The organism is Pseudarthrobacter sp. RHLT3-21 (genome assembly GCF_059383495.1).
The window spans coordinates 12,323-28,147 of sequence record NZ_JBWZCI010000004.1 but is presented as its reverse complement, the minus strand read 5'-3'; the positions used below and the strand labels follow the sequence as shown (position 1 = coordinate 28,147).

The 15,825-nt window shown below is 64.6% G+C and carries 14 protein-coding genes and 1 tRNA gene; 11 read left to right on the top strand and 4 right to left on the bottom strand.

Annotated elements, in window-relative coordinates:
- Positions 1-11 precede the first annotated feature (11 nt).
- The 5 genes from AC50YA_RS05835 to AC50YA_RS05815 all read left to right on the top strand — a co-directional run bounded on the left by AC50YA_RS05835 (position 12) and on the right by AC50YA_RS05815 (position 7,905).
- Entirely contained in the window at positions 12-500 is a 489-nt protein-coding gene (locus tag AC50YA_RS05835) for a PTS sugar transporter subunit IIA (RefSeq protein ID WP_160672939.1), read from the top strand.
- Positions 501-619: 119 nt separating this feature from the next.
- Positions 620-1,480, top strand: a complete 861-nt coding sequence (locus AC50YA_RS05830) for an SURF1 family protein (RefSeq protein ID WP_494981402.1) — start codon at positions 620-622, stop codon at positions 1,478-1,480.
- Positions 1,477-1,977: a DUF3817 domain-containing protein gene (locus AC50YA_RS05825; RefSeq protein ID WP_494981401.1), complete on the top strand. Its 501-nt coding sequence runs from the start codon at positions 1,477-1,479 to the stop codon at positions 1,975-1,977. The genes AC50YA_RS05830 and AC50YA_RS05825 overlap by 4 nt, the downstream gene beginning before the upstream one ends.
- 102 nt (positions 1,978-2,079) lie before the next feature.
- Positions 2,080-3,669: a glutamine-hydrolyzing GMP synthase gene (gene guaA / locus AC50YA_RS05820; RefSeq protein WP_494981400.1), complete on the top strand. Its 1,590-nt coding sequence runs from the start codon at positions 2,080-2,082 to the stop codon at positions 3,667-3,669.
- Between the two features lie 129 nt (positions 3,670-3,798).
- Positions 3,799-7,905: an AAA family ATPase gene (locus tag AC50YA_RS05815; RefSeq protein WP_494981399.1), complete on the top strand. Its 4,107-nt coding sequence runs from the start codon at positions 3,799-3,801 to the stop codon at positions 7,903-7,905.
- A 19-nt stretch (positions 7,906-7,924) separates the two neighbouring features.
- Here AC50YA_RS05815 and cpaB read toward each other — a convergent pair whose 3' ends face one another.
- The 3 genes from cpaB to AC50YA_RS05800 all read right to left on the bottom strand — a co-directional run bounded on the left by cpaB (position 7,925) and on the right by AC50YA_RS05800 (position 9,771).
- Positions 7,925-8,671, bottom strand: a complete 747-nt coding sequence (gene cpaB, locus AC50YA_RS05810; RefSeq protein ID WP_494981398.1) for a Flp pilus assembly protein CpaB — start codon at positions 8,669-8,671, stop codon at positions 7,925-7,927.
- Positions 8,672-8,770: 99 nt separating this feature from the next.
- Complete coding sequence (locus tag AC50YA_RS05805; RefSeq protein WP_494981397.1) at positions 8,771-9,034, bottom strand: FmdB family zinc ribbon protein; 264 nt, start codon at positions 9,032-9,034, stop codon at positions 8,771-8,773.
- A 116-nt stretch (positions 9,035-9,150) separates the two neighbouring features.
- Entirely contained in the window at positions 9,151-9,771 is a 621-nt protein-coding gene (locus AC50YA_RS05800; protein WP_494981396.1) for a 5-formyltetrahydrofolate cyclo-ligase, read from the bottom strand.
- A 109-nt stretch (positions 9,772-9,880) separates the two neighbouring features.
- Between AC50YA_RS05800 and galU the strand changes: the two genes are divergently transcribed.
- The 5 genes from galU to AC50YA_RS05775 all read left to right on the top strand — a co-directional run bounded on the left by galU (position 9,881) and on the right by AC50YA_RS05775 (position 13,434).
- On the top strand, positions 9,881-10,786 hold the full coding sequence (gene galU, locus AC50YA_RS05795; protein WP_494981395.1) for a UTP--glucose-1-phosphate uridylyltransferase GalU: 906 nt from the start codon (positions 9,881-9,883) through the stop codon (positions 10,784-10,786).
- Between the two features lie 5 nt (positions 10,787-10,791).
- Positions 10,792-11,409, top strand: coding sequence for a GNAT family N-acetyltransferase (locus AC50YA_RS05790; RefSeq protein ID WP_494981394.1), 618 nt, complete (start codon positions 10,792-10,794; stop codon positions 11,407-11,409).
- Between the two features lie 148 nt (positions 11,410-11,557).
- The gene (locus AC50YA_RS05785) at positions 11,558-12,469 is read left to right on the top strand and encodes a hypothetical protein (protein ID WP_494981606.1); all 912 of its coding nucleotides are present in this window, start codon (positions 11,558-11,560) and stop codon (positions 12,467-12,469) included.
- A gap of 137 nt (positions 12,470-12,606) precedes the next feature.
- Positions 12,607-12,679 (top strand) — tRNA-Ala (locus tag AC50YA_RS05780).
- 215 nt (positions 12,680-12,894) lie between these two features.
- Positions 12,895-13,434 (top strand): endonuclease NucS domain-containing protein, encoded by a 540-nt coding sequence (locus tag AC50YA_RS05775; protein WP_494981393.1) that lies wholly within the window; start codon positions 12,895-12,897, stop codon positions 13,432-13,434.
- A gap of 345 nt (positions 13,435-13,779) precedes the next feature.
- Here the strand turns inward: AC50YA_RS05775 and AC50YA_RS05770 are convergent, their stop codons facing one another.
- Positions 13,780-15,363, bottom strand: a complete 1,584-nt coding sequence (locus AC50YA_RS05770; protein ID WP_494981392.1) for an esterase/lipase family protein — start codon at positions 15,361-15,363, stop codon at positions 13,780-13,782.
- Between the two features lie 317 nt (positions 15,364-15,680).
- Between AC50YA_RS05770 and AC50YA_RS05765 the strand changes: the two genes are divergently transcribed.
- Positions 15,681-15,824, top strand: a complete 144-nt coding sequence (locus AC50YA_RS05765) for a hypothetical protein (RefSeq protein ID WP_494981391.1) — start codon at positions 15,681-15,683, stop codon at positions 15,822-15,824.
- The last annotated feature ends 1 nt before the right edge of the window (position 15,825 follow it).

Here is a 15,825-nt window from a genome sequence, read left to right as displayed (position 1 = left end):
AGGGACACGCCTTGGCGGAACCACTTGACCGGTACGATGCCGATCTCACCACCTCCGATTTGGTGATTCTGGAGTTGGAGGCAACGGACAAGTCGGACGCCGCGGCGCAACTTGCAGAACGCCTCTTCGCCGCCGGGCGGGTCACGGACCTGCCGCGGTTCCTGGCGCACGTCAATGCCCGCGAACACCAGCTCGCCACCGGGCTGCCGGGCGGGATCGGCCTCCCGCACGCCCGCAGCGAATTCGTTTCGCGGACGTCCATCGCCGTGGGAATCACCAAATACGGTCACTCCCTGGACTTCGGTGCCGCCGACGGTCCGGCCACCGTCATCCTGCTGATCGCCACCCCTGCAAGTTCGTTTTCAGATCACCTCGAAGTGCTGGCCACGCTGGCCCGCTCCCTGTCCAAGGAGTCCTTCCGGGAGTCGCTTCGGCGGGCCTACGATCCCGAAGTCATCGCCGAGCTCATCAACTCCAGCCTGGTGTTCTTCGACCACTAGAGATTGGGGCAGGCCCTTTCGTGTCGACTCCGTCGCCACGTAGGGACCCGGCTGCCCCACTCTGGGGCTGAACGTTGGTCGTTTAGTTGTTCTACAGAGGAACGAAGTACGGTTAAGACGTGTGGAAAACAGCCCTTAAGCCCCGATGGATAGCAGGCCTGATCTTCGCGATCGCCGTTTCCGGGGTGTTTGTCCTGCTCAGCCAGTGGCAGTTCGGGCGCTCCACGCAGCCCGAAGTTGCGGTGAATCCCGCCACCGAGGACGTCAGGGTGCTGACGGAGACACTTGAGCCCGGAGCCTTCTTCCCCGGTTCGGTGTCAGACCAGATGGTCTCCGCCGAAGGAACGTACGACCCCGCCAAGCAGGTCCTGGTGCCCGGGCGCCTGAAGAACGGTGACACCGGATATTGGGTGGTTTCCGCCTTCGCCGTGACCGGAGCGCCCGCGGTCACCGGCGTCGCTGCTTCCCCGCAGACCTGGATTCCAGTAGCCCGCGGTTGGGCGGCGGATCCCGACGACGCCGGCGCACCGCCGTCGGGCATTGTGAACCTGACCGGACGGCTGCTGCCGTCAGAATCGCCGATGCCGTCCACGGCACCGGAGGCCGGACGCGCCTCCGCTGTGTCGGTTGCCGAACTCATCAACTACTGGGACGTCAGCATGTACCCGGGATTCGTGGCCGCAACCTCCGAACTGGCGGCCGGGTCCGACCTGTCCGCCGCGGCCGTTGATGGAGCCCTGAAACCCCTGGAAATCGGTCCCCAGCCGCCCGCGCAGCAGGTCAACTGGCTCAATCTCTTCTACTCGCTCGAATGGGTGGTGTTCGCCGGCTTCGCCCTGTTTATCTGGTGGCGCCTGGTGAAGGACGACTACCGGCGGGACCTCGAAGAGGAACTGGACGACGACCACCACCAGGATGCTCCGCCCACTCAGCCCACCCAAGCAACTTCTGAACAGCTCCAACAAAAGGTAAAGCCATGATCGAACCGAAACCGGCCGTCCAGCAGGATCCTGCACAGGGCAAGGGCAAGAAGCGCCGCTTCGGCGGTACCGAGCGGCAGATCCGTTCCGCCCTGAAGTTCTACAAGGTGCTGGCATACCTCACGGGCGCCATGCTGCTGCTGCTTTGCGCCGAACTCATCGCACGTTACGCCTTTGGCCAGTACCTGTTTGCCGGCGGCACCAACGCCGTCACAGGCCAGCCTTTCGGCCTGGGTTTCGCCGACGCCGAGCCCCAGGGCGTGGTGGGCGGCGCGAACATCTCCGTTGCCGTGCTGATCGTCCACGGCTGGATGTACGTGGTGTACCTGATCTCCAACTTCCGCCTGTGGGCGCTGATGCGGTGGCCTTTCATGAAGCTCATCCTCCTGGCCCTGGGCGGCGTGGTGCCGTTCCTGTCCTTCGTGGTGGAGAAGAAGTTCCACGCCGAGGTGGAAGCCGAACTGGCCGCGAACCCGCAGGCCGCGCAGCGGTACTGAGGAAGCGTAAGGGGGAGCGGCACCGGGGCGGGGAAAGTCTGCTCCGTCACAGCAGGGCATGCCAAGGTGCGGCAGGGCGATGCCGCAAAGTAGGCTAGTACGGTGACTACTCCCACTGCATCCCAGACTTCCCAGAAGCCGGTGCTGGTTGTTGACTACGGTGCCCAGTACGCGCAGCTGATTGCCCGCCGCGTCCGGGAAGCGAATGTGTATTCGGAAGTAGTTCCGCATACCTTCACCACCGAGCAGCTCCTGGCCAAGGACCCCGCCGCCATCATCCTTTCCGGTGGCCCCTCCAGCGTTTACGCGGACGGGGCACCCTCCGTCGGCGCCGACCTCTTTGAGGCCGGAATCCCGGTCTTCGGCATCTGCTACGGCTTCCAGGCCATGGCAAACGCCTTGGGCGGGAAGGTCGACAAGACCGGCCTGCGCGAGTATGGCTCCACTGAAACCACCATCCTCGGTGAGGGCCGCTCCGTCCTCGAAGGGATGCCGCAGCACCAGAACACCTGGATGAGCCACGGCGACTCCGTGCACGAGGCCCCCGAAGGCTTCGAAGTGCTGGCGACGACGGCCGGCGCTGAAGTGGCTGCCTTCGCCAACGAAGAGAAGGCCCTCTACGGCGTGCAGTGGCACCCCGAGGTCAAGCATTCGGCCTATGGCCAGCAGGTGCTGGAAAACTTCCTGTTCAAGGGCGCAAAGCTGGAGCCCAACTGGACCACGGGGAACATCCTCGAGGAGCAGGTGGACCGGATCCGGAAGCAGATCGGCGACGCCCGGGTTATCTGCGGGCTCTCCGGCGGCGTTGACTCTGCCGTTGCAGCAGCGCTGGTCCAGCGGGCCGTCGGCGACCAGCTGACGTGTGTGTTCGTTGACCACGGCCTGCTGCGTGAAGGCGAAGCTGAGCAGGTGGAACGCGACTTCGTTGCTGCCACCGGCGTCAAGCTGTATGTGGCCAACGAGCAGGGGCGTTTCCTGTCGGCCCTGGCCGGCGTCAGCGATCCGGAAACCAAGCGCAAGATCATCGGCCGTGAGTTCATCCGCGCGTTCGAAGAGGCTGAGCTGGCCATCATCGCCGAGGCCGCGGCCGACGGCGAGAAGATCAAGTTCCTGGTCCAGGGCACGCTGTACCCGGACGTCGTCGAATCCGGCGGCGGCGAAGGTGCTGCGAACATCAAGAGCCACCACAACGTCGGAGGCCTTCCCGAGGACCTGCAGTTCGAACTCGTGGAACCCCTACGGGCACTGTTCAAGGACGAGGTCCGCGCCGTGGGCGCCCAGCTGGGCCTGCCGCAGGAAATCGTCGGACGCCAGCCGTTCCCCGGGCCCGGACTGAGCATCCGCATCGTCGGGGACATCACCCAGGAGCGACTGGACCTGCTCCGCAAGGCGGACGCCATTGCGCGTGCCGAGCTGACCGCAGCCGGGCTGGACAACGAGGTGTGGCAGATGCCTGTGGTCCTGCTGGCCGACGTCCGGAGTGTGGGCGTTATGGGTGACGGCCGCACCTACGGCCACCCGATCGTGCTCCGTCCCGTTTCGTCCGAGGACGCCATGACGGCGGACTGGTCCCGCCTGCCGTACGATCTCCTGGCCCGGATTTCGAACCGGATCACCAACGAGGTGGAAGGCGTCAACCGGGTGGTTCTGGACGTGACCAGCAAGCCGCCGGGAACCATCGAGTGGGAATAACAGTGTGAGTGGCCGGTCTCCGTCAGCGGAGGCCGGCCATTGCTGTCATCCGTTGAAATCCACCGCAATTTGGCCGGATCCAGTGTTGCGGTCTCTCATCCCGGCTTCTTTGCGGCTACGCTCGAAAGTATGCCGGTATGGTCCAAGGCGTCACGTGCAAACGCAGAAAAGAAGGCAGTAGTGTCAGTTGGTCAAGGCCACCCGGAGGGTTCCGAGGAGCTCGGGAAATGGCTGTCGGGGCTTAAACCCGTCACCGGGGCAGACACCATGCTGCGCTTCACCAAGACCCCCGAAGGTTCCATTGACCTGACCTATGCGCACCCGTCCGGTCTGGCCCAGCTTATGGCCGGCCGCCGCACACGGTTGTCCACACTCATCCGTGACCACCAGCAGTACGTCGTCGCGGCCCGGGCATCGCGGAACATCCGCTCGAAAATCTTCGAACTCGGAAATGACCGTGGCATTGATGCCGGTTACCTTTCCGCGGGCACCGTCGTGTGGACCTCCGCCGTTGGGGGCAAACCCCAGCGGGTTTCCGCGCCGGTGATGCTCACCGCAATCTCGCTCACGGTCCGCCCGGGTGAGGACGACTATGAACTGCAGCTCACCGAGCAGGCCAATATCAATCCCGCCCTCGTCCGGCACCTGAAGACCATCCACGGCATTGTTTTTGACGTTAACGCCGTGACACGCCTCGCGTACAGCACCGCACGCTTCGATCCCCAGCCTGTCCTGGACAGGCTCTCAACTCTCATCCGGCCCATCCACGGCGCCGAAGCCCAGCACAATCTGCTGGTGTCCACTTTCGCGGACCTCTCCGGCAACCTGGACGATCCGTGGATCAATGAGGGCAACCCCTTGGTCGCTGCCCTGGCCACGGCCGCCGCCGGTGAGGTCATTGACGTACCCGCGCCGGACCTCTTCCGCTTCCCGAGTGTGGACACGCGCCACCCCGACGACGAACTCCTCCTCCTCGATGCCGATCCGGACCAGCAGTACGTCATTGATGCCGCGCGTGCAGGAGACTCCCTGGTGGTCAGCAGCCCGCCGGGCACGGGCCAGTCGCAGACGGCCATCAACACCATCGGTGCCCTGGTGGACGCCGGGAAGTCAGTGCTGGTGGTGGGTGACCGCCGGGCCAGCCTGAACGAAGTATCGGCGCAACTGGAATCGCTTGGACTTGAATCCATCCTGTTCCAGCTCTCCGGCACAGCCACACCACAGCAGCTCAAGGCCCAGCTGGTGCGGGCCATTGTGCGGAACGAAAAATCACTCGAACCGCAGCTGGGGAACCTCCACAGAACCCTTACCGAGCACCGGCACGCTTTGATGGACCACGTGGCGTCCCTGCATAACGTGCGCCAGCGCTGGGGCTGCTCGCCGTATCAGGCCATGCAGTCACTGGCCGAGCTGACCTCAATCAACCCCGCCCCCGCCACCACCGTGCGGCTCAAGCGCAGTGTGCTGGACAGCATCCGCGACCGCAACGAGCTCGCCGGCAGGCTTCGCCGTGCCGCCGAGCTTGGCAGCTTCAGCCGCGCGTCCACTACCAGCCCGTGGCACGGCGCCCGGCTGCTCACCCGGAAAGAGACCGAGGAAGCCCAGGAGCTTGCCCGGTCAGTGGCGAATAACCTGCCGGTCCTGCGGGACCGGATGAACAGCGTGGCCGAGCATGCCGAGATACGGCTTGGCACATCCTTCCTGGAGTGGGGGGAGCAGCTCGAACTCCTCATGGCTGTCCGCGAAAGTCTCGATAAATTCACACCGGACATCTTTGACAGGCCGGTCAACGATCTCATCTCTGCTACGGCGTCCTCCGCCTGGCGCCGGGAGCGCAACGTGGATATGGCCTCCATGCAGCGTTCCCGCCTGCGCCGCGTCGCGAAAGAGTACGTCCGTCCTGGCGTCCACATCACCGATCTCCACAGCTCGCTGGTGCTGGTGCAGGACCAGCGTGCCCTCTGGTCCGGATACGCTACCTCGCAACGCCACCCGTCGGTCCCCTCGGGACTCGCCGAAATGAACGTGATGTACCGGTCGCTGGACCGGGAGCTGAACCAGCTGGGGGAGGCCTTGCGGCACACACAGGCTGGCGGCTCGCTCGCAACGGCCCGCTATGAAGAACTCATGGAGCGGCTGGAGCGGCTCGTGGCCGACACCCAAACGCTGAAAACGCTGCCCGAGCGCACGCTGCTCGTGGAAAACATGCGCGAACACGGGCTGGGGGAACTCCTCGCCGATCTCGCGGACCGGGAGGTTCCAGCGGAGTCCGTCGCCGCCGAGCTTGAGCTGGCCTGGTGGCAGTCCGCGCTGGAAGCGATGATCAGCGGCGACGATTACCTGGCCATGTCTGACGGGGACGCACTCCGGCAGCTTGAGGCCGAATACCGGCTCGCGGACAACGCCCATATTGCCAGCGGGGCGGCGCGCCTGCGCTGGGACCTGTCCGAACGGTGGCGGGCCGCGCTTGCGGAGCACCCGCGCCAGGCCCACCTGCTCAGGAGCCTGCTCAAGGACGGCCGGGTTACCCTCGCCGCGCTGACGGCCCAGGCCGCCGAGCTGGTCCCCATGCTGGTGCCCGTCTGGTCGGTCAGCCCCTACCTCATGACCGGGCTCCTGCCGGCCGAACAGCGCTTCGACGCCGTTGTCATCCTGGACGCCGAAGCAACGTCGCTGCAGGCCGTTCTTCCCGCCATCGCCCGCGCCCGGCAGGTCATAGCTTTCGGTGATGCCAAGATCGCCAGCCCCCGGACTTTCACCGTGGGCGTCGAGCGGCTGGCCGCCGGTGAAGCGGCCCACCAGCGCGTCGAAAGCGCGTACTCGGCCCTGTCTGGCGTCCTGCCTGTCTGGCGGTTGAATTTTGTCTACCGCGCGGTTGACGAGGACCTGGTCCTGCAGCTGAGCAAGAACTCTTACGACGGCGCCCTCCGCAGGCTCCCGGAAGGACAGTCGGCCACAGGGCTGGACAGGGCGCTCCTGGTTGAGTACCTGCCCGACGGCACGGGGCTGCCCAGCGCCGACCACGAAGGCGTCGAATCCGTGGTGGCCGAGGTTAACCGGGTGGTGCAGCTGGTCTTTGAGCACGCACGGACGCGGCCACGCACGTCGCTGGCAGTGGTCACCGCCAGCCTTCGCCATGCTGCCCGGATCGGTGAGTCCATTCGCCTTCAGCTCCCGAACCACCCGGGGCTGGCCAGCTTCTTCAGCGCAGGATCCGAGTCGTTCCGGGTGGTTGACCTTGAGCGGGCGCAGGGGCTGGTCCGTGACCACGTGATCTTCTCGCCCGGGTTCGGCCGTACTCCGCATGGCCGGGCGCTGCACAACTTCGGTCCGCTGTCCGCTGAGGGCGGGCGGGAGAAATTCGCTTTGGCCATGACACGTGCCCGGCGTTCGCTCCACGTCCTGACGTGTTTCCAGCCCGAAGACCTCGATCACACCCGGCTGTCCTACGGCGCGGTGGACTTCTACGAACTCCTGAACCGTGAGATTGCGGGAAAGACCGATCTCGGCACCCCGGCGTCCCGGGCCGCTGCCAGTGAGCAGGCGCTTGGAGCCGATCCCCTCGTCGCCGATCTTGGCGACCGGCTGCGTGCCCGCGGCGCGCGCGTCTGGCACCAGTATGACGGCGTCATTGACGTGGTGGCGGCGGCAGACCCCCTCAGCACCATGGGCCAGGACGACGCCGACATTCCGCGGCCGGTGGCTATCGAATCGGACGGCACGGAACAATACCGGACCATGAGCGTCCGTGAACGGAGCCGGCTCCGCCCACAGCTGCTGGAACGGATGGGCTGGCGGTACATGCCGCTGTGGACCATCGAAGTCTTTACGGACCCGTCCGCCTGCGCGGACCGGATCGCCGGCTATCTGGGCCTTGAGAATGTTCTGCCGCCCGGACGAGGGACGGCCTCGGGCGGATTCTTCGACGAGGACATGGACTCCCTCGCGCTGGGGAACGTACAAAACGACAGGAACGAAGACCAGGCCGAACGCCTGGCCAGTGAGGAGGCGGTTGTTGTAACCCCACGGAACGCCGATCAGGCAGAGACATCCGGTAGCAACAAGGCGGACCCTACAGGCGCCGGGAACGCGGCGGTGCCGGACCGCCAGCAGGCAGGCACCGCGGGTATCCTGCCCAACAAGGCCGCGGAGGATGACCCGAAAGGCTGGGGCGATGGCCCCGACAACGATCACGACGCATGGCTGAAGGAAAACAAGCCGCCCCACTGGGGCTGAGTTCCAGGCTGCCACGGCGTCACCCGGCCCGGCCCTCGGGTCCCACCAGGACAAAAAACAGCTTGCCCTGGGTGGAGGCGCCCGCCAGCCGGGCAGCCTGCTCCGGGGCTGCTGCCACGACGATCAATCCGTCGGTCTCACCGGTGCCCAACCACTGACCTGTCTTGCCGCCCTGTCCTGACGTCCAGAGGACCGGAACGGATGAAGCCAGCACTTCGGAGGGGGATTGCTGGTCGTAGCCGTTCGCCCCGGTCAGCACTACGTTGACCAGTTGCCCGGGCGATACCAGCTGGATGGAGGAAGGATCGGCCATTCTCAAGGGCACGGCTGCGGAGCCTGGAGGCGTTCCGGTCAACAGACCGGGTCCCAGCAGCAGGGAGTCCGTCACCAGTTGGCCCTTCCGCAAAGGGGCTGCCAGTTGTTTTCCCGCGGCCTCCCTGGTGTCGGACAGGGACCCGGCGGTCAGCAACCCCGGCGGGATTTTCATTGCCGTCAGGTCTGTGGCTGACAAGGCCGTTCCGGCGGGGAGATCCCGCGCGGCCGCCACTACCGAGATGGTATCGGCGGGCGGGGGAGTGAGCTGATGGACGGTGATCCCGGCAGCAAGGCTGAGCAGGAGGGCTATCGCAAGACGCCGGTTCCGGCCCAGCCACGACAACAGCCTGTGGCTGCGCGTGCCCCGGGGGCGTGCTGACGGGAGCGGGCGGCGGAGCTGGCGTCCCGGCGGGGCGGATCCGCGGCTGGAACGAAAGAAGGTAGCGGGCATAGGAACCACGCTACGTAGCGGCAACCAAACCCGACAGCGGCAAAGGTGCCTATGTGGACAACCGTGCTGCCGGCGTCGTACGTCTTTTTAGACCGGAGGTCAGCTGGCGGCAGCGGCCGTGGCAGGTGCCGGCGCCGGTGCGGCTGCGGGGGCGGAAGGGGCAGCCGAAACAGTGCTTCCCTTGGCATCCCGGGAGTCGGTCCGGTAGAAACCGGAACCCTTGAAGACCACACCAACGCTGTTGAACTTCTTGCGCACGGCGCCCTTGCACTCCGGGCATGAAGTCAGGGTGCTGTCCGTAAACGACTGGAAAATGTCGAAGGCGTGGCCGCAATCCTTGCAGGCGTAGGCATAAGTGGGCACTGGTGATCCTCCTCTGGGGCAAACGAGAGGTCCTGTGCTGCGCTGAACGGCAACCGTCCATTAGCAGTCCCAGGGCCTGAGTGCCAATTCTATCACCCCGCGAAACCAGCCTTTCGTCAGGCGGGGTCGGGCAGCCGGATCAAGCCTGAGGGGGTCAGGGCAGCCGGAACCCGCCGGTCAAAGTCTTCGGCGGGAATGCTTCCGGCCGGGAGCAGTTCAGAATCGAAGACTATTGCCGCAAACGGGATCTCCAGGCCGTCCCCCGCCAGGGAGCCCAGCAGAACGTCGTAGTAGCCGCCGCCCTGGCCTATGCGGTTGCCGTCCCTGTCCACGGCCGTGGCGGGGATGAAGAGTGCGGCAACGGAGGCCATGATGCCGAGGTCAAGGCGTGGTCCGGCAGGTTCCAGCACCGGGGCATAGCGGCTGCGGACAAACTCGGCGCCGGGGCTCCATTGCGTCCAGCTCAGCCGGCGGCCGGGCTCACAGACAGGGAGCAGGACTGTGTGGCCCTGCCCGTGGAGTTCGCTGATGAGGGGCAGCGTGGGCGGCTCGGGGACTACTCCCAGGTAGGCGCAAAAGGTCGACGGCGTCCCACCGGTCAGCTGTTCGGCCCATGCGGCGCCGTGGACGGCAAGGGAGGCGCCGGCCGCGTCGCGTTGGCTGGCGTCCGTCGCGGCGCGGCGCGCACGATGGCGTGCGCGGATGTCCGCCTTGGCTTGGCTGCTGCCTTCGGACATGCTGCTCCTTCCTTGCCGTTCAGTGTGGCCGTTGCGGCGTCTGCGGCGCGCTGGCCCGGGAGCCCACCAATAATTACTGAATGATCAGTCCCTCCGTTAGATTAGTCCAGTGACTACCACTCAGCAGACAGTACGCAAGGCCGTTATTCCCGCTGCCGGACTCGGTACCAGGTTCCTGCCGGCCACAAAAGCCATGCCCAAGGAAATGCTCCCGGTGGTGGACAAGCCGGCCATCCAGTACGTGGTTGAAGAGGCTGTCAATGTCGGCCTTAACGACATCCTGATGATCACGGGACGCAACAAGCGTGCCCTGGAGGACCACTTCGACAGGGTTCCGTCGTTGGAGGACACCTTGGAAGCCAAGGGCGACCTGGCCAAACTTGAGTCCATCCAGGCAGCCAGCAACCTCGGTGACATCCACTACGTCCGCCAGGGTGACCCCAACGGCCTGGGTCACGCAGTCCTGCGCGCAAAGCAGCATGTCGGCAACGAACCGTTTGCCGTCCTCCTGGGCGATGACCTGATCGATGCCCGGGACGAACTCCTCAGCACCATGATCGAAGTCCAGGCCAAGACCGGCGGATCCGTGGTGGCCCTCATCGAGGTGGAACCCTCCCAGATCAGTGCCTACGGCTGTGCCGATGTGCAGGCCATCGCCGGTGAAGATTACGTCAGGATCAACAAGCTCGTCGAAAAGCCCGACGTAGACGATGCGCCCTCAAACCTGGCCGTCATCGGCCGCTACGTCCTCCACCCGGCAGTTTTTGACGTGCTGGAGCACACCGGCCCGGGCCGGGGCGGGGAGATCCAGTTGACCGACGCCCTGCAGGAACTGGCAGCCGGCGAAGGCGAAGGGTACGGAGTTTACGGCGTCGTCTTCCGGGGCCGCCGTTACGACACCGGCGATAAGCTCAGCTACCTCAAGGCCTGCGTCCAGCTCGCCATTGACAGCGACGACCTCGGCCCTGGCCTGAGGGAGTGGCTGCCCGCCTTCACAGCCGGTCTCGCTAAATAGCTGCCGTGCGCCCCGGACCCATCTGGCCCGTGACACTCGAATGCGGCGACCTGATCCTGCGCCCCATCCGGTACCGGGACAAGAAGGAATGGACCCAGGTCCGGGGGCGCAACAGCGAGTGGCTGGCGCCTTGGGAAGCCTCCAACCCGGCACCTGGCGGTGCGCTGCCTGACTACCGGCAGATGGTGCGGTCCTTGAAAATCCAAGCCGCCCAAGGGACGGCCTTGCCGTTCCTGATCACTGAGCGCACGCCCAGATTGGCCGCCCCTGTCATCGTTGGCCAGCTCACTGTGTCATCGATTGTGTGGGGTTCGGCCATGATGGCCACACTGGGGTACTGGGTTGACCAGGGGCGCGCCGGTCATGGCATCGCCCCCACGGCCGTGGCTATGGCAACGGACCACTGCTTCCAGGCCCTCGGCCTGCACCGGATGGAGATCAACATCCGGCCCGAGAACGGCCCCAGCCTGCGCGTGGTTGAGAAACTGGGCTTCCGCGACGAAGGCTACCGTCCGCGCTTTCTTCACATCAACGGCGAGTGGGCGGACCACCGGTCCTTCGCGCTGACCGCTGACGAGGTCCCGGAGGGGCTTCGCGCCCGGTGGCTCGCGCCCAGCTCCTGACCCGCCGGCCCTGAACCGGCCCTGGGTACTTCCAAGGTCATAAATCCAATGTATTGCCACGTTGCCGGCGACACACCGTGGCTAATGCGGGGGCGGCTGCCGTAATACTCATACGGTTTTGATTGTGGACTTCCCCCTAAGCAGCTCAGTGATCCTTGTGGTTGCCGTTGTGCTCTGGATCGTGTGGGTTGCGCCCTACGTTCTGCGGAACCGCCGGCACCAGGCCCAGGCCGCTGGCGACTTCCTGGCGGAAGTACCAGCCATTGAATCGTCGGAACCGAGAGCCGGGACGGTACTGAACATCACCGCCCAGCAGGAGAAAACCATGGAGATCAGGAAGAGCACCCAGACCGCAAGGGAAACGACCGGCAGTGCCACGACGGGCGGCGCGTTCCGGATCCGCTATGGCAGGTCAGGGATGGCCCTTGTTGGTGTCCTGGCGTTGTTGACCGCACTTGTTTCGGGTGTTCTTCTGCCGTTCGGAATCGGAAGCGCGCTGCTGCCGGTCGCCGGACTTGCCGTCGCCATCGCAGCTGTGGCCGTGCTCCGCTTCCTGGCCGTGCGGGACCGCCAAGCTAAAGTGAACGCAGCGTTCCGCTCCGCGATGAGTGCCCCCGTGCGGCGTCACGGACCTGTCTCCACGGACCCCGCAGCGCGTCCCGCCGCCCGGCCGGAAAGCCGGCTCTTTGACGCCGAGGCCCACCAGCCCAAGCCGAAGCCTAAGCCTAAGCCCCTGACAGCGATGGAGCTCCGCGAAGCCGCTCTGGCCGTCGCTGTTGCCGCCGGAGATGCCAGCGCCGCCGCCGCGTCGGGATTGCCAGCCGAAACAACCTGGGAACCGGTGGACGTGCCGAAGCCGGTGTACGTTGAGGCCGCCAAGGCCGAGCGCCCGGCCCCCCAGCCGCTTGATCTCCCCGAGGCGCCCAAAGCCGTCGGTAAGCCTTCCCTGAAGCAGGGCGTTCCCGCAGCCACGCCTGCCGCACCTGCCGCCAAGCCCCTCACCAAGGCGCAGAGCGCTCTGAGCAACCTCGACGACGTCCTGCAGCGCCGCCGCGCCTGATACGTCGCCAGTGCTGCTCACGCAGCCCAGGCCGGCTGTCGAGGCGGGCGCGGAGTGTCAATTCGCAATGCGGGACGAAAATTTGTAGCCTAAGGTCACCGGTACTGCCGTTCCTCCCGGGGGGCGCGGACTGTTCCGGGGCTATAGCTCAGTTGGTAGAGCGCTTCGTTCGCATCGAAGAGGTCAGGAGTTCGAATCTCCTTAGCTCCACTGTTTGCAGGGTTTTTCGGTTCTTGGAGCCTCCTGAATAAAACACTTTGCGTCTGGAAAGACTGTTGAGTATGGCACCTGTTGAGTCATGAACCCATCCTAGTGAGCCGCATCTCCTGAGCCGCAGCCCTATCCATTCGCGCCACCTCTCCCCCGGCACGGACCTGCCGCACCGGCGACGCGTTGACTGGAAGGGTTCGTTCAGTAGAGACGACATGAGCCCCACCTTGGCATCCTCGGCTGGCTCGCTGATGACCGTCTTCCAATTGGCCGCGCACACCGCCGAACTCGCTACCCTCACGCAGCTGGCAGCCCCGGCCCCGCCCATCGCACAGGCCATCTCAGCACAGGTCGAGGACCAGCTCGCGTTCCAGATGGAGAAGCAGCTTGAAGATTTCCTGGTCCACAACTGGGCGAGTACGTCCCTGGGCCGCGAATACGACATCTACGAAGAGGATGGCCAGACGGGCCAGCAATACCTCACCGACACCGGTCCCATGGACATCCTCGCCGTCAGCAAGGACCGTACGAAACTCCTCGTTGTCGAGCTGAAGCGAGGGCGGGCCAGCGACGCCGTCGTCGGCCAGATCCAGCGCTACATGGGGTTTGTCCAGGAAGCCCTGCTCGAACCCGGACAGTCCGTCGAAGGCGTCATCATCGCCCAGCAGGATGACCTGCGGATCCGCCGGGCCCTCTCCATGACACGGAACATCCGCTTCATGAAATACCGCGTCGAATTCCACCTGGAGTCATAGCCGGTAGGTGGGGCCGGTGGCGGCTGGGGTGGGTGCACGCGGTCTCAGGTCGCACACCCTCGTCACCGGCCCCGGTCTCCGCGCCCCGGCCCAGCCCGGGGAATCGGGATTCAACCCCGAAGCCTCCAGCACCGGTATTGCCGGTGCCGTGGAACAGGGGTATGGCAGATGAATTTCCGCGGACACGAGTGGCGGGTACCTGCTTTGTGCGGCTACAGGTACCCGCTTCTGAACTTGCTTCCTGGACCAACGATTCGATTGGTGGGCCGGTCAGATGGGGTATCCTCACCGTCTAGCGCCGGTGTCTCCAGGGAGCCGCATCTGACGGGTAGCTTTCCGGTGGTTTCAGAAGACCAGCGACCGGGGGGTCACGGTAAGGCGGATCCCTGCGTTCCGCCCCAGCAGGTGTCTGGAAACTGGTGGGACATCTATGCGGCCGCTCCAGCGGTTGGGGGTGTCGTCCGTGTCTGCGAGGAAGTCCTTGTCCTCGGGGTTCCAGTCCCGGAGAGCGGCTGGAATGGTGCTGTTCCATGCAGCCCACGCCCTCGGCAGGGGCCTGTCACCGCCAGGAGGCTCGATGTCGACGAGAAGCGTGTCCTGCCAGTCCTCCATCTGTTCCATGTGGTCATCAAAGAAGAAATGCCCTTCCTTTTCTCTGATCGACATGAGCCGCAGCCTGAGTGCGTGACGCAGCCTTGGCACTTCGTGACCTCCGACGCGCGGACGGGGTGCCTGCGAAGAAAGAAAAGCAGTCAGCAGCGGCACGGGAGAATCAATCGGGTCCCCCTCCTTCCAGTGCTCAATTTGAACAGGGCAGAAGTGGGCGGCGCTTTGCTCATGGACGAGGACCGGGAGTCCTCGTATGGCCAGTCCTACGTCGAGCTGGAACTCGATTTCGGGCGGGGCTTCCCTGCCAACAGTGAAGCCCATGAGCTGCACCTCGATTTTCAGGTCTCCGAAGAGGAACCGTTGGAGGTTTTGGTAGCCCTCTTCGGAGTTCACTATGCCGTAGCGTCCGCTGTGGCTGCGGTGGACGACCGCCAGTGGTGCTCCACGGACAGCGGCATTATCGATTTGGACGAGGCCGTCACTGCGGGCACCTACTGCCTTGGAGGACAGGCCGAACGCAACATCGTAGTCTTCGGGGTTGGAGCCGACCAGACAGAACAGCTCGTCGACCGGGAACCCATCGTCCGGCATTTCGGTACCGATGAAGTTGTCGCGGGTACGTGTCTGCCGCAGTGCTGGTGGTGTGAGGTAGTCATACATGCGGTCGGGGCCAAATATGTCAGCCCCATGGATTCCTGTAGCATCGCGGACGCGTTCCAGCATCCCAAGGCCCACCGCGAAGCGGATTCCTCCATGTGGGGTGGCGTACGTGAAAACCCTGGCCACATACTTCGTACCGGCGGCAGGATCGATGCCACCATCGGGCTGGGCAAGAGCCTCCGGGATGACCCGTTGCAGGAGCGAACGGCAGATCAGCCCGCCCATTGAATGGGCGACAAGAAACACTTTCGGAGCGCCGGTCTTTTGCAGCACAAGTTTGATCAGGTCGAACAGGTCACCGGCGGCCTCCTCGATCGAGAAGTTCTCGGCACCCTCAGAGAACGTGTTTGCCGATTCGTCGTAGAAGCGGTGAATCCAAACGGACGCGGAATTCACCGTGCCGGCCTCCGCGCTGTTCAGGAAGGCCCACTGGTCCCCGTGAACTGGCACTTCGTATTTGTGGTCAGTAACAAGCCTCAGCATGGGGGACTCGAACTGATGGAACTTTGCCCTTCCGTTGCTGTCAGCGCGGACATGCACCGATCCTTGGCTGAAGCCGTAGAAGGGATCGTCCACTGCGTTGTTGATAGCGGACCCAGTGCCTGCGAAACCGCGGACATAGACTACCGGGAGCCTGCCATCGTCACCGGGGTGCCCCATCTAAGTGCCTCTTCTCCAAACAAACGCATCATCCATAGCGCTGGCATGCACAGAGGGTGGAAGGCGGACAGCAGACGTGACACCGACGCGCTGCAGGAACGAACCTATGCTCCTTCCCGGCGAAACTGCCGGGAAGGAGCCGGTGCGACTTCAGTTTTCCAAGGCTGTAGAGGGTCGTGAAAAAGCTGATCATGACAAATACATGTGTAAATCAGGTAACAATGACGATCCTCAGAAGTAGGAGAAATGTCAACGGCCCTGCCCCACCAAATCCCGCGATCCACGCTCCCTGTGACATGAGGACATAGAGTTTAGGGGTGAGATTTACAGGCACCATTGAAGGCCCGGACGGCAGCTTTTCGCATACCAACGCCGAAGACGGAACCTACGATGAGGCCAAGACAGCTCTGGAGGCAATGGTCCCCGAGGGCCACAAACTGATCGTCATCCGCACGTTCTGAA